This window comes from Azospira sp. MPR-E4 (assembly GCF_058809645.1).
The window spans coordinates 12,993-29,101 of record NZ_JBXAST010000018.1 but is presented as its reverse complement, the minus strand read 5'-3'; the positions used below and the strand labels follow the sequence as shown (position 1 = coordinate 29,101).

Sequence of the window (16,109 nt, the reverse complement as noted above, 5' to 3'; positions counted from 1 at the left end):
CTGTTAGAATCAGGCCTCATTCTAACCGGCGAAATATTGCATGCATATTCACATTCTCGGCATCTGCGGCACCTTCATGGGCGGCATCGCCCTGCTGGCCCGGGCTGCCGGCCATCGCGTCACCGGCTGCGATGCCAATGTCTATCCGCCCATGAGCACCCAGCTGGAGGCTCAGGGCATCGAACTGACCGAGGGCTACGATGCCGGCCAGATCGCCGTCGATCCCGACGTTTTTGTCGTCGGTAACGCCATTTCCCGTGGCAATCCGCTGCTCGAGGCCATTCTCGACCAGGGACTGCCCTATGTGTCCGGCCCCCAGTGGCTGGCCGAGCATGTGCTGCAAGGCAAGTGGGTCCTGGGCGTGGCCGGCACCCACGGCAAGACCACCACCAGTTCCATGCTGGCCTGGATTCTCGAGTGCGCCGGCCTCAACCCGGGCTTTCTCATCGGCGGCGTGCCCCAGAATTTCGGCCTGTCGGCCCGCCTCACCGACCTGCCTTTCTTCGTCATCGAGGCGGATGAATACGACACGGCCTTCTGCGACAAGCGCTCCAAGTTCATCCACTACCGGCCGCGGACGGCCGTGCTGAACAACCTTGAGTTCGATCATGCCGACATTTTTGCTGATCTGGCGGCGATCGAGACACAATTTCACCATTTGGTGCGCACCATGCCCCGTTCCGGCCTGGTGGTGGCCAATGCCCGGGAGGAAAGCTTGCAGCGGGTGCTGGCCCGGGGCTGCTGGTCTGGGGTGGAGTGGTTCGGCGGCGACAGCTGGTCCGCCATCGGCGACGACGGTGACGGTTCCCTGGTCCTGCTGCAGGATGGCCGGGAAGTGGCCCGCACCACCTGGGGCCTGACCGGCGAGCATAACCGGCAGAACGCCGTGGCCGCCATCCTGGCTGCCCGTCACGTGGGGGTGCGGCCCGAGGACGGCCTGCAGGCCCTGTCCACCTTCCAGAATGTGAAGCGGCGCATGGAAGAGCGGGGCACGGTGCGCGACATCACGGTGCTGGACGACTTCGCCCACCATCCGACCGCCATCGCCACCACCGTGGCCGGCCTGCGGCACAAGCTGGGCAAAGGCTCCGGCCGCATCCTGGCGGTGCTGGAGCCCCGCTCCAACACCATGAAATTGGGCGTGATGAAGGACCGGCTGGCCGGCAGCCTGGTGGATGCGGATCTGGTCTTCTGCTATTCCCGGGATCTGGGCTGGGATGCGGCTGCCGCCCTGGCATCCCTGGGCGAGCGGGCCGTGGTGCTGGACGACCTGGAGGGGCTGGTGGCCCGCATCGCCGCCGCCGCCAGGCCGGGAGACCAGGTACTGGTGATGAGCAATGGCGGCTTCGGCGGTATCCACCAGAAGCTGCTGACGGCCCTGGCTGCCTGAGCGTTGCCGTCGCGGCGCCTCGTTGTGCCGCCTATTCGCTGCCAATAAAAAAGCCCGGGCCAGTCCCGGGTTTTCTTTATTGGTGCTGTTGCCGAAGTTACTGGGTTTTCTTGCTGCGGCTGCCGGCGGCGGGCTTTTTCGGTTTGGCTGCCGTCTTGGCGGCAGCCTTTGCCTTGGGCGGTTCGGCCGGGGCTTCCGGCTGGGCGGCCTGCTGTTGCTGCAGGTGTTCCTGTACCTGGTTCATCATGTTCCAGGGCCACATGGCAGCCTGGGAAAAAGCGCTGGCCGCGGCTTCGGCGGCGGCACCGGCGGCTTCGGCCGTGCCCGAGGTGTCCTGGGCCATTTCCTCCCGCTGCTGGGCGGCCATGGCACCCATGGTCTTTACGGCGGTGAGGGTGGAGTGCTGCATTTCCATGCCTTGGATGGTCATCTGCAGCATGGACAGGTTCATGCGCAGCCAGCCTTCCACCGCCTTCAGGTCGGTGATCTGCTTTTGCAGCTCGTCCGTGTCCAGGGTGGGGGTGACCATGCCGGGGAGGGAGAAGCCCATGTTGCCCCACATGTTCTTGACGAAATCCAGGGGATCGTTGCTTCCGTTGTTGAGGCTCATGGTGGGTCTCCTTTGTTGGCGCCGTATCCTGCCATAGTAGCGAATATTTTCTGCGCCGGAATAGCCGGGAGTCCGCCGGAGTGCTAAATTAGCGCCAAAACAACAACGTCATCCCATAACCCTATGCTCAATTTGCTCGTCATCGAAGACCACGCACTCGTCAGGGAGGGCCTGGTTCGCGTACTGCGTCAGCTGGAAGCGGAGGTGACCGTCTTCGAGGCTGGCGATTGCCATTCCGCCCTCGCCGTGCTGGAAAAGGAAGCGGACCTGGATCTGGTGCTGCTGGACATCGCCCTGCCGGGTCTTGATGGCCTGGCCTGCCTGGACCTCTTCCGCAGCCGCTTCCCCGCCGTGCCGGTGGTGGTCGTTTCCGCCTACGACGATGCCCATACGGTGAACCGGGCTCTCAAGCACGGCGCCCTGGGCTTCATTCCCAAGGCCTATTCCACCGAGAAGCTGGTGGCGGCGGTGCGGCAGGTGTTGGGCGGCAGCATCCACAAGCCGGAGCAGACCATGCCGGTGAACCTGGGGGCCGAACTGGCGCCCACGCCGGCGGTGCAGGAAGCGCCCGCTTCCGAATTCGGTCTGACCGAGCGTCAGGCCGAGGTGCTGGGGCTGATGACCAAGGGCAAGTCCAACCGGGACATCGCCAATCTGCTGGGCCTCTCCGAAGGCACGGTGAAAATCCACATCACCGCCATTTTCAAGGCCCTCGGCGTTTCCAGCCGGACCCAGGCCCTGGTGGCCGTCAGCCGCCTGGGCATCAAGGTCTGACCTAGGCGTTTTCCGTCTTTTCCAGTTCGCCGGCCAGGCGCTGCAGCAAGGCACGCAGCTTGGCCGGTCGCGCCGGATGGGGCAGGCTGAACCAGCCCCCATCCGCCATTCCCTCCTGCTCTCCCCCGCCGATGATCACGGCCGGGCGCTCCGGCGCCAGGGCCAGCACTTCGCGCAAGGTTGTGCCGTTGCCCGGTGCCAGCCAGAGGAAGGGGCCTTCGCTGCCGGCGGCCATCTCGGCCAGCAGGGCCTGGGCCGCGGCGACCGATTCCACCCGACGGCAGCGCAGGCCCCAGTCCCGCAGCCAGGCCTCCAGCTGTTCGGCGCTATCGGCCATGAAGCCCGGGCCGTAGGCCAGCAGGGCGGCCAGGGGCGGGCGTTGTTCCAGTTCTGCGGCGGGCGTTTCCGCCACGGCCGCGCAGGCCGGCAGCTGGACTGCGAACACCGAGCCCTGGCCCAGGGCGGAGCGCAGGTCCAGGGGGGCCTCCATGGCCTTGGCCAGCCGGTCCACGATGGCCAGGCCCAGGCCCAGGCCCTTGCCCTGGCCCCGTTCCGCATTGCCGACCTGGACGAATTCCTCGAACACGGCCCGCTGGAACTCGGGGGCGATGCCGTCGCCGCTGTCCCTCACCTCGACCCGCCAGGCCTGGCCCCGGCGGCGGGCGGCGACCAGAATGCTGCCCCGCTCGGTGTAGCGCAGGGCATTGGTGATGAGGTTGCCCAGCAGCCGTTCCACCAGGGCCGGGTCCGTATGGGCCCAGGCCCGGGTGGGGCGGAAGCGCAGGCGCAGCCCCCGGTTCTCCGCTTCCCGGGCATAGGTCTGCTGCAGCTTGTCGAAGATGGCCTGCAGGGGCGTGGCCAGGGGCTGGGGATTGACCCCGGCCACATCCAGGCGGGAGATGTTGAGCAGGGCGTCCAGCAGTTCCGACATGCTGCGGATGGAGGTGCCGATCTGGCCGGCCAGCTTTTCCTGGTCCGGGCCCCGGGCGTGGTTCTTCAGGTCGGAGGCGAACAGGTTGAGGGCGTGCAGGGGTTGCCGCAGGTCGTGGCTGGCGGCGGCCAGGAAGCGGGACTTGGCCAGGCTGGAGCGCTCCGCCTCGGCCCGCTTGCGTTCCAGTTCCCGGGTGGCGTCGGCGATCTTGCCTTCCAGATTGTCCCGGGCTTCCTGCAGGGCCTGGGCCATGGTGTTGAAGCCTTCCTCCAGGCGCTGCAGGTCGCCGCCGCTGTCGGCGGGCAGCTGCAGGTTGAGCTGGCCGGCGCGGATGCGCTCCACCGCCTTTTCCAGGCGCACGATGGGGCGGCTCACCTGGCGCGTCAGGATCATGGCCAGCAGACTGGTGGCGGCCACGGTCAGCAGCACCAGGGTCAGGGTGAAGGCGATGGTTTCCTGGCGGCGGGTCTCCAGGGACTGGCGGGACATTTCCACCACCACCCAGCCGAGCAGGGGCGGCGGCTCGGGGCGGCCGGCTACCGGGGACTCGGCGAGGAAGGGGTCCTGGATATCGAAGCGGTGGCGCAGCACCGGGGCGGCGATGCGCAGATGGTCTTCATCCTCATGGATGACGTCGCTCTGGGTCGGGCTCGGCAGGGGCGAGAGGGGCGCCGGCAGGGCGCCGCTGGCCGCCAGGGCCTCGCCCTCCTGGTCGTAGACCTCGACGCTGTTCACGTGGGCTTCCTCCAGGGCGGCCAGGGCCACGCTGCCCAGGGTCTGGCGGTCGCCGGAGTAGGTGCTGTACTCGGCGATGGCCGCCAGCTGCCGGGCCAGGCCCAGGCCCCGGTCCCGCAGGTCCCGGTCCAGGTCGGAGAGCAGGGCGAGGACGAAGTAGACGCTGAGGGCGCCGGCCACCGCCACGGCGGGGGCCAGGGCGAGCAGGAGGATGCGGGTCTGGATGCCCCAGTTTTTCAAGATGGCGGCTGCTGTCGGTAGGAAGGTTGATGACGTTAGGCTAGGCCGGATTGTCCCCGGATGCGTCTTCCGCGGCAACTGCGGCGGCCAGCTGGGTGCGCAGACTCTCCGGGGTGTAGCAGTAAAGGCGGGTGCGGCGGCGGTCGCCCACTTCGATGATGCGATCCGCCTCGGCCCAGGGCACGGGGAAGCTGTTGCTCACCAGCAGGCCGTCGGCCGGCAGTTCCGCGGCGGCCTTCTGGCCCAGCCAGTCCATGGGTTCGGGGGAAAGGAAGGTGTACACCAGGTCGTGGCCGGCCAGGTCGGTGCGCCACATGTCGCCGTAGCGCAGGGCGGCATTGGCCTGGCCGGAGAGGCGCAGGCGGCCCAGCAGCCAGGTGAGGGGGGCGTTCTCCAGGCCATCCACCCGGACTTCGGGCAGGGCCCGGGCCAGGGGCGCCTGCAGGCTGCCGATGCCGGCCCCCAGGTCCAGGATGCGCCGGCTGCCCCGCTCCCGGGCCAGGTCGGCCAGGGCGGCCGCCGTTTCCCGGTTGGAGAGGTAGAGCGGCACCTGGCCGGAGACGGCGCCCCGGTACACCAGCAGCATGAGGATGAAGGCCAGCAGGAACCAGCCCGGGGCAATGTCGAGCTGGGCCACGGCCCAGGCCAGGGGGGCGAAGCAGGCGTGGATCAGGCGCCACCACCAGGCCTGGCGGCTGAGGGTGGCGAAGACCAGAGCGGTGGCGCCGATGGCCAGGGCCACCTGGTCCCAGGGCAGCAGCTCGGCCTTCATGCCGTAATAGGGCCAGGCCAGGGACAGCACCAGGAGAACGGCGGCGAACTGGAGGGCGAGTTGGCGGGAAGAAGCGGGCACGGCGGAGCCTGAAAAAAAAGCGGGTCGGTCATTGTAACCGACCCGCCGTTCCGGCCCGGACGGGCTCGCCGGCCTCGGACCTCAGACCTCAGACCTCAGACCTCAGACCTCAGACCTCAGACCTCAGACCGCCGGGGCCGCTCCGCCCCCTTCCAGTTGCCGCAGCAGCTCCTGATGCTGCTGCCGGGCTTTCTCGGCGCTGGCAGCCTTGACGTGGCCGTAGCCGCGCACGCTTTCCGGCAGCCGCGCCAGTTCCAGCAGGGCCGGGTGGGCGCTGCCGGCGGCCAGGGCCTCCAGAATGCGCTCCAGGTCTGCCTCGTAGCCGGCCTGCAACGCCCGTTCCATGCGCCTCTCGGCGGTATGGCCGAAAACGTCCAGGGCCGTGCCGCGCAGGAACTTGAGGCGGGCCAGCAGCTTCAGGGCGCCGAGCATCCAGGGACCGTACTGCCGCTTGCGGATCTGGCCGCTACGCGGGTCCGGCCTGGCCCACAGGGGCGGGGCCAGGTGCACATGCACCGCGTAGTCCTTGCCCGGTTCGCCGGCGAAGGTCTGGCGCAGGCGGGCGAAGAACTCGGGCCGGGTATGCAGGCGCGCCACTTCGTACTCGTCCTTGATGGCCAGAACCTTGAAGTAGTTGCGGGCGGCGGCCAGGGTCACCGGCAGGGCCGGGTCCAGGGGCTCCTCGGCCTGGCGCAGGGCTTCGATGCGCTGGCGGTAGCGGCGGGCCAGGGCGGCGTCCTGGTAGTCCGTCAGTTCCTGTTCCCGCAGGGCCAGCACTTCCTCCAGGGCGGCGTCAGGCCGGGGCGGCGGCGTGTCGGCGGCAGGCGTTGCCAGCTGGCGTACCCGGGCCTCGTCCACGGCGGCGCGGCGGCCCCAGTCGAGGGCCTGGAGATTGGCCGCCACGGCGGTGCCGTTGAGCTCGATGGCCCGGCCCAGGGCCGGCAGGCTTACCGGCACCAGGCCTTTCTGCCAGGCGTAGCCGAGGAGGAACATGTTGGTATACAGGGCGTCGCCCATGAGGGCCGTGGCCAGGGCCTGGGCGTCGAGGAACCAGGCGTGGTCGGCGCCCACGGTGGCGGTCACCGTCTGCTGCATGCGGGCCAGGGGGAACTGCCAGTCCGGGTTGCGGGTGAATTCGGCGGTGGGGGTTTCCGTGCAGTTCACCACGGCCCGGGTGCGCCCTTCCAGCATCTTGGACAGGGCTTCGTTGCCTGCCGTCACCACCACGTCGCCGCCCAGGATGGCGTCCGCCTCGCCGGTGGCGATGCGGGCGGCGTGGATGTCCTCCGGCCGGTCGGCGAAGCGCAGGTGGGTGAACACGGCGCCGTATTTCTGGGCCAGACCGGTCATGTCCAGCACCGAGACGCCCTTGCCGTCCAGGTGGGCGGCCATGCCGATAAGGGCGCCCAGGGTCACCACGCCGGTGCCGCCGACCCCCGTCACCAGCAGGTTGTAGGGCCGCGCCGTGGGCGGCAGCACGGGCTCGGGCAGGGGCGGCCAGTCCTGTTCGTCCATGGCCAGGGCCTGGCCCTTTTTCAGCTTCGCCCCTTTCAGGGTGACGAAGGAGGGGCAGAAGCCCTTGAGGCAGGAGAAATCCTTGTTGCAGTTGGACTGGTCGATGGCCCGCTTGCGCCCGAATTCGGTTTCCACCGGGATGACCGAGAGGCAGTTGGACTGCACCGAGCAGTCGCCGCAGCCCTCGCACACCGCCTCGTTGATGAAGACGCGGCGGTCCACGTCGGCCAGCTTGCCCCGCTTGCGGCGCCGGCGCTTTTCCGTGGCGCAGGTCTGGTCGTAGATGAGGATGGTGGTGCCGGGGATCTCCCGCAGTTCCCGTTGCACCGCGTCCAGCTCGTCCCGGTGGCGCACCGGCACGTTGGGCGCCAGGTCCGTCACCTCGGCGTATTTCTCCGGCTCGTCGGTGACGATCACCATCCGGCCCACCCCTTCGGCCTCCAGCTGGCGGGTGATGCGGGGCACGGAGAGGATGCCGTCCACCGGCTGGCCGCCGGTCATGGCCACGGCATCGTTGTAGAGGATCTTGTAGGTGATGTTGGTTTTGGCCGCCACCGACTGGCGGATGGCCAGCAGGCCGGAGTGGAAGTAGGTGCCGTCCCCCAGGTTGGCGAAGATGTGCTTTTCTTCGGTGAAGGGCGCCTGGCCGACCCAGGTGACGCCCTCGCCGCCCATGTGGGTGAAGGTGGAGGTGCTGCGGTCCATCCAGGTCACCATGTAGTGGCAGCCGATGCCGGCCACGGCCCGGGAGCCTTCCGGCACCCGGGTGGAGGTGTTGTGGGGGCAGCCGGAGCAGAAGTGGGGCGTGCGCTGGGTGAGGATCAGGGGCGTCTGCAGGGCCTTCTGCTTGGCCTCGATGAGGTCCAGGCGGGCCTTGATGGCCGGGCTGGTGAAGTGGCGCTCGATGCGGCTGGCGATGGCCCGGGCGATCTGGGCCACGGACAGTTCGCCGGCTGCCGGCAGCAGCCAGTCGCCGTGGGCCAGATGGCCCTTGCCGTCGGGCAGCAGGGCCCATTCGCCCTTCTCGTCGAACTTGCCCACCACCCGGGGCCGCACGTCCTCGCGCCAGTTGTAGAGCTCTTCCTTCAACTGGTATTCCAGCATCTGGCGCTTCTCTTCCACCACCAGGATTTCGTCCAGCCCCTCGGCGAACTGGCGCACCCCTTCCGATTCCAGAGGCCAGACCATGCCCACCTTGTAGAGGCGGATGCCGATCTGGGCGGCCAGCTGCTGGTCGATGCCCAGCTCGTCCAGGGCCTGCATCACGTCCAGATAGGACTTGCCGGCGGTGATGATGCCCAGGCGCGGTGCCGGGGAGTCGATGACGATGCGGTTGAGCCGGTTGGCCCGGGCGTAGGCGAGGGCGGCGTAGAGCTTGAAGTGGGTGAGGCGGGCCTCCTGCACCAGGGGCGGGTCGGGCCAGCGGATGTTGAGGCCGTCGGCCGGCAGTTCGAAATCATCCGGCAGGCGGATGTCCAGGGCCATGGGGTCCACCCACACCGAGGCCGAGGTTTCCACCGTGTCCGCCAGGGCCTTGAAGGCCACCCAGCAGCCCGAATAGCGGCTCATGGCCCAGCCATGCAGGCCGTATTCCAGGTACTCCTGGACGTTGGCCGGATACAGCACCGGCATCATCACCGCCTTGAAGACGTGCTCGGTCTGGTGGGGCAGGGTGGAGGACTTGGCGGCGTGGTCGTCGCCGGCCACCACCAGCACTCCGCCGTGCCGGGAGCTGCCGGCGGCGTTGGCGTGGCGGAAGACGTCGCCGCTGCGGTCCACCCCCGGGCCCTTGCCGTACCACAGGGCAAACACCCCGTCGTACTTGGCGCCGGGGAAGAGATTGACCTGCTGGCTGCCCCAGACGGCGGTAGCGGCCAGGTCCTCATTGACCCCGGGCTGGAAGGTGATGTGGTTTCCCGCCAGATATTTCTGGGCTTTCCACAGGCCCTGGTCCAGGCCGCCGAGAGGGCTGCCCCGGTAGCCGGAAATGAAGCCGGCAGTATTGAGCCCCTGGGCCTGGTCCCGCAGCCGCTGCAGCATGGGCAGGCGGATCAGGGCCTGGGTGCCGGTGAGAAAGGCGCGGCCGGAAAGGGTGGTGTACTTGTCGTCCAGGCTGGCGGACGCCAGCTCCTTGGGGACGTGCAAAGAGAGATCGCTCATGCGATTTGCTCCTCCATTGGTCGCCGGCGTCTCGCCTTCATCCCGTTTGCGGGCGGGCAGGATCGCGTTGGCAGGTTGGTCTGTCCGGTCGCTGCCTTGTGGGCTGTGCCGGTCTTGTCATGCGTCGCGGGTGGGCGACGCAGGCATTGTATGGGACCGCGGAGGGCGCGTAACGTTGCGTTGCAGCAGGCGCGGCGCGCAACGGCAGAGGCAATGAAAAAGGGCGCCGCAGCGCCCTTGGTGGGGGAGGTGGAGCCTCAGGCCTGGGGCGGCAGAATCTTGCCCGGGTTCATCAGGTTGAGGGGGTCCAGGGCAGTCTTCAGGGTGCGCATCAGGGCCACACCGTCTTCCCCGTGCTCCTGCAGCAGGTAGTGCTGCTTGCCCAGGCCGATGCCGTGTTCGCCGGTGCAGGTGCCTTCCATGGCGATGGCCCGTTCCACTACGCGCTGGCTGATCCATTCGCCCTCGGCCATTTCCTTGGGGTTGTCCGTATCCACCAGCACCACCAGATGGAAGTTACCGTCGCCCACGTGGCCGAAGAGGGCGATGGGCAGGGAAACCTGGGCGATGTCCTCATTGGTGGCGTGGATGCATTCGGCCAGACGGGAGATGGGGACGCAGACGTCGGTGGGGAAGCAGCGGGCACCGGGCTTGAGCTGCAGGCAGGCGAAATAGGCGTCGTGGCGGGCCTGCCACAGGCGGCTGCGGTCCTCCTGACGGGTGGCCCACTGGAAGTCCTGGCCGCCGTTGCCCTGGGCGATCTCCTGGGTCAGTTCGGCCTGCTCCTGGACGCTGCTGTCGCTGCCGTGGAATTCGAAGAACAGGGTCGGTGCTTCCGGCAGGGTGGTCTTGGAATAGCGGTTGATGGCCTGCAGGGTGAGGGCGTCCAGCAGTTCCACCCGGGCCACCGGCACGCCCAGCTGGATGGTCTGGATCACCGTGTCCACGGCGGCATCCACCGAGGGAAAGGCGCAAACGGCGGCGGACATAGCTTCCGGAATGGGGTACAGCTTCACCGTCAGCTCGGTGATGATGCCCAGGGTGCCCTCGGAGCCGACGAAAAGGCGGGTCAGGTCGTAGCCGGCGGAGGACTTGCGGGCCCGGCTGCCGGTGCGGACGATTTTGCCCTCGGGGGTGACCACGGTCAGACTCAGCACGTTTTCCCGCATGGTGCCGTAGCGCACGGCATTGGTGCCGGAGGCCCGGGTGGCGGCCATGCCGCCCAGGGTGGCGTCGGCGCCCGGGTCGATGGGGAAGAACAGGCCGGTGCCCTTGAGTTCGTCGTTCAGCTGCTTGCGGGTGACGCCGGCTTGGACGGTGACGTCCAGGTCCTCGGCATGGATGGACAGCACCCGGTTCATGCCGGACAGGTCGATGCTGATGCCGCCGTGCACCGCCAGCACGTGGCCTTCGACGGAACTGCCGACCCCGTAGGGAATGACGGGTACGCGATATTCGCGGCAGAGGCGGACGACGGCTGCCACTTCCTCGGTGCTTTCGGCGAACACCACGCCGTCGGGCAGCATGGGCTCGTGCTTGGATTCATCGCGGCCATGCTGCAGGCGCACGGATTCGCCCTGGGAGTAACGGGTGCCGAACTGCTGGCGCAGGGCTTCAACGAGGGCGGCGGGCAGGGGCACGGAGGCTGTGGTCATAGGTAATGTGGGGGCTTGAGCAAAGGCGGCATTCTAGGCCCAGAGGGGCGGGAAGCGAATTCGTACAAATCGGGCTGGACGTATGGGAATCTTTTGCTATAATGCGCCCTCGCTTCGCGATGCAGGGCTTGACACGGGCAACCGGCATAGCCATAATTCGCGGCTTCGTTTTGGAGGAGTTCCCGAGCGGTCAAAGGGATCAGACTGTAAATCTGACGGCTCTGCCTTCGAAGGTTCGAATCCTTCCTCCTCCACCAAGTTTTTGTTGCGGTTAGCGATGTCCGGTTCTGAAGTTTGGGCGTCGTGGGTGAAAAATCGAACGCGGGTGTAGCTCAATGGTAGAGCTGAAGCCTTCCAAGCTTAAGACGAGGGTTCGATTCCCTTCACCCGCTCCACTCCGCACGGTTGGTTGAAAGCGGATGCCCATGTAGCTCAGTGGCAGAGCACTCCCTTGGTAAGGGAGAGGTCGGCAGTTCAATCCTGCCCATGGGCACCACTGATTGCCCCGAAGTTTTTTTTACATTTTCTAAATTCGAGGTACCGCAATGGCCAAGGAAAAGTTTGAACGTACGAAGCCGCACGTTAATGTGGGCACCATCGGTCACGTTGACCACGGTAAGACCACGCTGACTGCTGCTATCACCACCATTCTGTCCAAGAAGTTCGGTGGCGAAGCCAAGGCTTACGACCAGATCGACGCTGCGCCTGAAGAAAAGGCCCGCGGTATCACCATCAACACCGCCCACGTCGAATACGAAACCGCCACCCGTCACTACGCTCACGTGGATTGCCCGGGTCACGCCGACTACGTGAAGAACATGATTACCGGTGCTGCCCAGATGGACGGCGCCATTCTGGTCTGTTCCGCCGCTGACGGCCCCATGCCCCAGACCCGCGAGCACATCCTGCTGGCCCGTCAGGTGGGCGTGCCCTACATCATCGTGTTCCTGAACAAGTGCGACATGGTGGACGACGCCGAACTGCTGGAACTGGTCGAAATGGAAGTGCGCGAGCTGCTCTCCAAGTACGACTTCCCCGGCGACGACATTCCCATCGTCAAGGGCTCCGCCCTGAAGGCTCTGGAAGGTGACCAGTCCGACATCGGCGAACCCGCCATCCTGGCCCTGGCCGACGCTCTGGACAGCTACATCCCCACCCCCGAGCGGGCTGTGGACAAGCCCTTCCTGCTGCCCATCGAAGACGTGTTCTCCATCTCCGGCCGCGGCACCGTGGTGACCGGTCGTGTCGAGCGCGGCATCGTCAAGGTCGGCGAAGAAATCGAAATCGTGGGTATCAAGCCCACCACCAAGACCACCTGCACCGGCGTGGAAATGTTCCGCAAGCTGCTGGACCAGGGTCAGGCTGGTGACAACGTGGGCGTGCTGCTGCGTGGCACCAAGCGTGAAGAAGTCGAGCGCGGCCAAGTGCTGGCCAAGCCCGGTTCCATCACCCCCCACACCCACTTCACTGGCGAAGTGTATGTTCTGTCCAAGGACGAAGGTGGTCGTCACACCCCGTTCTTCAACAACTACCGTCCCCAGTTCTACTTCCGGACCACTGACGTGACCGGCGCCATCTCCCTGCCCGAAGGCGTGGAAATGGTCATGCCTGGTGACAACATTCAGATGACCGTGAAGCTGATCGCCCCGATCGCCATGGAAGAAGGTCTGCGCTTCGCTATCCGCGAAGGCGGCCGTACCGTCGGCGCCGGTGTGGTTGCCAAGATCATCGAGTAATTTTTACTCGGTTTAAGTAAAAGCGTCCCGACCCTCGGGGCGCTTTTGTAGTCTCTGCTGCAGGGGCGTAGCTCAATTGGCAGAGCGTCGGTCTCCAAAACCGAAGGTTGGGGGTTCGAGACCCTCCGCCCCTGCCATCCAATAAGACGCGAGATACATGGCCGACAAGATCAAGTTTGCGCTGGCGCTTCTGTTGCTTGCCGCTGGCGTGGCCGGCTTTTATGTCCTCTCCGAGCAGGCAATGATCCTGCGCGTTCTGGTGGTTCTGGTTGGTCTGGTTGCGGCTGCTGCCGTGGCCTGGAAAACCGAGCCCGGAATGCGCTTTTTCATTTTCGGCCGGGAGGCTGTTGCCGAATCCAAAAAGGTTGTCTGGCCGAGCCGCAAGGAAACGTTGCAGACGACCGGCGTGGTATTCGTCTTCATGGTCGTCATGGCCATCTTTCTCTGGCTGACGGACAAGAGTCTGGAATGGCTCCTCTATGATGTGGTCCTGGGTTGGAAAAAATCATGAGCAAACGCTGGTATGTAGTTCACGCCTATTCCGGTTTTGAGAAGAGCGTGCAGCGTGCCCTGGTGGATCGCATCCAGCGCGCTGGCATGGAAGACATGTTTGGTCGCATCCTCGTTCCCGTCGAAGAAGTCGTGGAAATGAAGGGCGGCCAAAAGAGCATTTCCGAACGCAAGTTCTTCCCCGGCTACGTGCTGGTGGAAATGGAAATGAACGACGACACCTGGCACCTGGTGAAGAACACTTCCAAGGTCACCGGTTTCGTCGGCGGCACCGCCACCAAGCCCACCCCCATTTCCGAGAAGGAAGTGGACAAGATCATGCAGCAGATGCAGGAAGGGGTGGAGAAGCCCCGTCCCAAGACGCTGTTCGAGATCGGCGAAGTGGTGCGGGTCAAGGAAGGTCCGTTCACCGACTTCCATGGCTCCGTCGAGGACGTCAATTACGAGAAGAGCAAGCTGCGTGTCTCCGTGACCATCTTCGGTCGCGCCACGCCGGTGGAGCTGGAGTTCGGCCAGGTCGAGAAGTCCTGAGTCGTTTCGCTTCGCCAAGAATTCAGCAGGACGGGGGCCGGAACCCGCCAATTCCGAGCAAGAGGAGCGTCAGTAGGCGGCGTCAGCTGCCCAACCCGCGCTAATACTCATCCAGTTAGGAGCCATCATGGCAAAGAAAATCATCGGCTTTATCAAGCTGCAAGTGCCGGCCGGCAAGGCGAATCCGTCGCCCCCCATCGGCCCCGCCCTGGGCCAACGCGGCCTCAACATCATGGAGTTCTGCAAGGCCTTCAACGCCCAGACCCAAGGTGTGGAACCCGGTCTGCCCATCCCCGTGGTGATCACCGCTTTCGCGGATAAGTCCTTCACCTTCGTGATGAAGACTCCTCCGGCCACCATTCTGATCAAGAAGGCCGCCGGCATTCAAAAGGGCTCCGCTAAGCCCCATACCGACAAGGTTGGCAAGATCACCCGCGCCCAGTGCGAGGACATTGCCAAGGCCAAGTCTCCTGATCTGACCGCTGCCGACCTGGAAGCAGCTGTTCGCACCATCGCCGGCTCCGCCCGGTCCATGGGCATCACGGTGGAGGGTCTGTAACATGGCAAAGCTGACCAAGAAGCAAAAGGCCCTGCAGGGCAAGATCGACCGCAACAAGGCTTATGCCGTTGCCCAAGCCCTGACCCTGGCCAAGGAAACCGCCACCGCCAAGTTCGATGAATCCATCGACGTGGCCGTGAACCTGGGTATCGACGCTCGCAAGTCCGACCAGCTGGTTCGTGGCTCCGTGGTGCTGCCCGCTGGTACCGGCAAGAGCGTTCGCGTCGCCGTGTTCGCCCAGGGCGACAAGGCCGAGGCTGCCAAGGCTGCCGGCGCCGACGTGGTTGGTTTCGACGACCTGGCCGAACAGGTCAAGGGCGGCAACCTGAATTTCGACGTGGTCATCGCCACTCCCGACGCCATGCGTGTCGTCGGCGCCCTGGGCCAGATCCTGGGTCCCCGCGGCCTGATGCCGAACCCCAAGGTCGGCACCGTGACCATGGATGTGGCTACCGCCGTGAAGAACGCCAAGGCCGGTCAGGTTCAGTACCGTACCGACAAGGGCGGCATCATCCACGCCACCATCGGCCGTGCGTCCTTCCCGGTTGAAAAGCTGGAAGAGAACCTGAAGGCCCTGATCGATGCCCTGAACAAGGCCAAGCCCGCTTCCTCCAAGGGCCAGTACCTGCGCAAGGTCGCCGTGTCCAGCACCATGGGCCCCGGCGTGCGCGTGGACCAGGCTACCCTGGTCGCCTAAGGTATTTCGCAGCAAGAAGAACTTTGGGCCGTGGCCTCTCCCTCCGGGGTGGGGCCGCGGATCGTCAAAGACCGCAGGTGCCGCCGGGAAGTTCTCTTTCCGGTAGCTTAAGTTCCGCGAGGGGCCTGCGCAGACGGTGTTCCCGAAACAGGATTTTGGCCGGTTTCCGGCATGATTCCCTGATTCAGGTCGCCGTGGGTGCGGCGGATTCGGCTTCCGAGCCGCCGTGTTTAGACTTGAAAGGAGGAAAGACCTATGGGTCTCAATCTTAATGACAAGAAAGCCGTCGTGGCAGAGGTGTCGGCACAGGTAGCCAACGCCCAGACCATCGTCGTGGCTGAGTACCGCGGTATCGAGGTGGGCGATCTCACCGTGCTGCGGAAAAAGGCCCGCGAATCTGGTGTTTACCTGCGTGTGCTGAAGAACACCCTGGTGCGTCGTGCGGTGGCTGACACCGCCTTCGCCGGCCTGGCTGAGCACATGGTCGGTCCGCTGATTTACAGCGTTTCCGCTGACCCTGTTGCCGCTGCCAAGGTCCTCAACGACTTTGCCAAGACCAACGACAAGCTGGTGCTGAAGGCTGGCTCTTATGCCGGTAAGGTGATGGACAAGGCTGGCGTGCAAGCCCTGGCTTCCATCCCGAGCCGCGACGAGCTGCTGGCCAAGCTGCTGGGCGTGATGAAGGCTCCCGTGTCCGGCTTTGCCGTGGCTATGGGCGCTCTCGCCAAGAAGCGCGAAGCCGAAGGCGCTGCTGCCTGATCGGCCTGTCGAACACTTGCATATCCGATTTGAATTAGGAGTTATCTAAATGGCTATTACCAAAGAAGACATCCTGGAAGCCGTCGGTTCCATGACCGTTATGGACCTGAACGACCTGGTTAAGGCTTTCGAAGAGAAGTTTGGCGTTTCCGCTGCCGCTATGGCCGTGGCCGCTCCCGGCGCTGCCGCCGGTGGCGCTGCTGCTGAAGAGCAGACCGAGTTCACCGTGGTCCTGGCTGCTGCCGGCGACAAGAAGGTTGAAGTCATCAAGGTCGTCCGCGCTGCTACCGGCCTGGGCCTGAAGGAAGCCAAGGACGTCGTCGACGGCGCTCCCAAGGCTGTGAAGGAAGGCATCTCCAAGGCTGACGCTGAAGCCCTGAAGAAGCAGCTGGAAGAAGCTGGCGCCAAGGTCGAAGTCAAGTAAATTCGACTCGCTTGCCATGGGCTGGCGGCA

The 16,109-nt window shown here is 65.5% G+C and carries 14 protein-coding genes and 4 tRNA genes; 13 read left to right on the top strand and 5 right to left on the bottom strand.

The window, feature by feature from the left end; all coding sequences use genetic code 11:
• Positions 1–40 precede the first annotated feature (40 nt).
• Positions 41–1,390, top strand: a complete 1,350-nt coding sequence (mpl, locus tag AC1RTA_RS07735; RefSeq protein ID WP_492784407.1) for a UDP-N-acetylmuramate:L-alanyl-gamma-D-glutamyl-meso-diaminopimelate ligase — start codon at positions 41–43, stop codon at positions 1,388–1,390.
• 97 nt (positions 1,391–1,487) lie between these two features.
• Here mpl and AC1RTA_RS07730 read toward each other — a convergent pair whose 3' ends face one another.
• Positions 1,488–2,000 (bottom strand): PhaM family polyhydroxyalkanoate granule multifunctional regulatory protein, encoded by a 513-nt coding sequence (locus tag AC1RTA_RS07730; protein ID WP_205229791.1) that lies wholly within the window; start codon positions 1,998–2,000, stop codon positions 1,488–1,490.
• A gap of 123 nt (positions 2,001–2,123) precedes the next feature.
• Here AC1RTA_RS07730 and AC1RTA_RS07725 point away from each other — a divergent pair, with 123 nt between their 5' ends.
• Positions 2,124–2,774, top strand: a complete 651-nt coding sequence (locus tag AC1RTA_RS07725; protein ID WP_014235497.1) for a response regulator — start codon at positions 2,124–2,126, stop codon at positions 2,772–2,774.
• Between the two features lies 1 nt (position 2,775).
• Here the strand turns inward: AC1RTA_RS07725 and AC1RTA_RS07720 are convergent, their stop codons facing one another.
• The 4 genes from AC1RTA_RS07720 to AC1RTA_RS07705 form a co-directional block, all read right to left on the bottom strand.
• On the bottom strand, positions 2,776–4,680 hold the full coding sequence (locus tag AC1RTA_RS07720; protein WP_492784406.1) for an ATP-binding protein: 1,905 nt from the start codon (positions 4,678–4,680) through the stop codon (positions 2,776–2,778).
• A 40-nt stretch (positions 4,681–4,720) separates the two neighbouring features.
• Positions 4,721–5,533: a class I SAM-dependent methyltransferase gene (locus AC1RTA_RS07715; protein ID WP_130459912.1), complete on the bottom strand. Its 813-nt coding sequence runs from the start codon at positions 5,531–5,533 to the stop codon at positions 4,721–4,723.
• Positions 5,534–5,656: 123 nt separating this feature from the next.
• Entirely contained in the window at positions 5,657–9,208 is a 3,552-nt protein-coding gene (locus tag AC1RTA_RS07710) for an indolepyruvate ferredoxin oxidoreductase family protein (protein ID WP_492784405.1), read from the bottom strand.
• 257 nt (positions 9,209–9,465) lie between these two features.
• Entirely contained in the window at positions 9,466–10,863 is a 1,398-nt protein-coding gene (locus AC1RTA_RS07705; RefSeq protein WP_416243717.1) for an FAD-binding oxidoreductase, read from the bottom strand.
• A 172-nt stretch (positions 10,864–11,035) separates the two neighbouring features.
• Here AC1RTA_RS07705 and AC1RTA_RS07700 point away from each other — a divergent pair.
• From AC1RTA_RS07700 to rplL, 11 genes are all read left to right on the top strand, one after another.
• A tRNA-Tyr gene (locus AC1RTA_RS07700) sits at positions 11,036–11,120 on the top strand.
• Positions 11,121–11,184: 64 nt separating this feature from the next.
• Positions 11,185–11,258, top strand: a tRNA-Gly gene (locus AC1RTA_RS07695).
• Between the two features lie 26 nt (positions 11,259–11,284).
• Positions 11,285–11,359 (top strand) — tRNA-Thr (locus AC1RTA_RS07690).
• Positions 11,360–11,408: 49 nt separating this feature from the next.
• On the top strand, positions 11,409–12,599 hold the full coding sequence (tuf, locus tag AC1RTA_RS07685) for an elongation factor Tu (RefSeq protein ID WP_014235481.1): 1,191 nt from the start codon (positions 11,409–11,411) through the stop codon (positions 12,597–12,599).
• A 61-nt stretch (positions 12,600–12,660) separates the two neighbouring features.
• Positions 12,661–12,736 (top strand) — tRNA-Trp (locus AC1RTA_RS07680).
• Between the two features lie 20 nt (positions 12,737–12,756).
• The gene (gene secE / locus AC1RTA_RS07675) at positions 12,757–13,110 is read left to right on the top strand and encodes a preprotein translocase subunit SecE (RefSeq protein WP_014235492.1); all 354 of its coding nucleotides are present in this window, start codon (positions 12,757–12,759) and stop codon (positions 13,108–13,110) included.
• The gene (gene nusG / locus AC1RTA_RS07670; RefSeq protein ID WP_014235491.1) at positions 13,107–13,640 is read left to right on the top strand and encodes a transcription termination/antitermination protein NusG; all 534 of its coding nucleotides are present in this window, start codon (positions 13,107–13,109) and stop codon (positions 13,638–13,640) included. The genes secE and nusG overlap by 4 nt, the downstream gene beginning before the upstream one ends.
• 127 nt (positions 13,641–13,767) lie before the next feature.
• Positions 13,768–14,199 carry a 50S ribosomal protein L11 gene (gene rplK, locus AC1RTA_RS07665; protein ID WP_014235490.1) on the top strand — a complete coding sequence of 144 codons (432 nt, stop codon included), beginning with the start codon at positions 13,768–13,770 and terminating at the stop codon, positions 14,197–14,199.
• A 1-nt stretch (position 14,200) separates the two neighbouring features.
• On the top strand, positions 14,201–14,896 hold the full coding sequence (rplA, locus tag AC1RTA_RS07660) for a 50S ribosomal protein L1 (RefSeq protein ID WP_014235489.1): 696 nt from the start codon (positions 14,201–14,203) through the stop codon (positions 14,894–14,896).
• A 255-nt stretch (positions 14,897–15,151) separates the two neighbouring features.
• Positions 15,152–15,655 carry a 50S ribosomal protein L10 gene (rplJ, locus tag AC1RTA_RS07655; RefSeq protein ID WP_014235488.1) on the top strand — a complete coding sequence of 168 codons (504 nt, stop codon included), beginning with the start codon at positions 15,152–15,154 and terminating at the stop codon, positions 15,653–15,655.
• A 49-nt stretch (positions 15,656–15,704) separates the two neighbouring features.
• Positions 15,705–16,079 (top strand): 50S ribosomal protein L7/L12, encoded by a 375-nt coding sequence (gene rplL, locus AC1RTA_RS07650; protein WP_014235487.1) that lies wholly within the window; start codon positions 15,705–15,707, stop codon positions 16,077–16,079.
• The last annotated feature ends 30 nt before the right edge of the window (positions 16,080–16,109 follow it).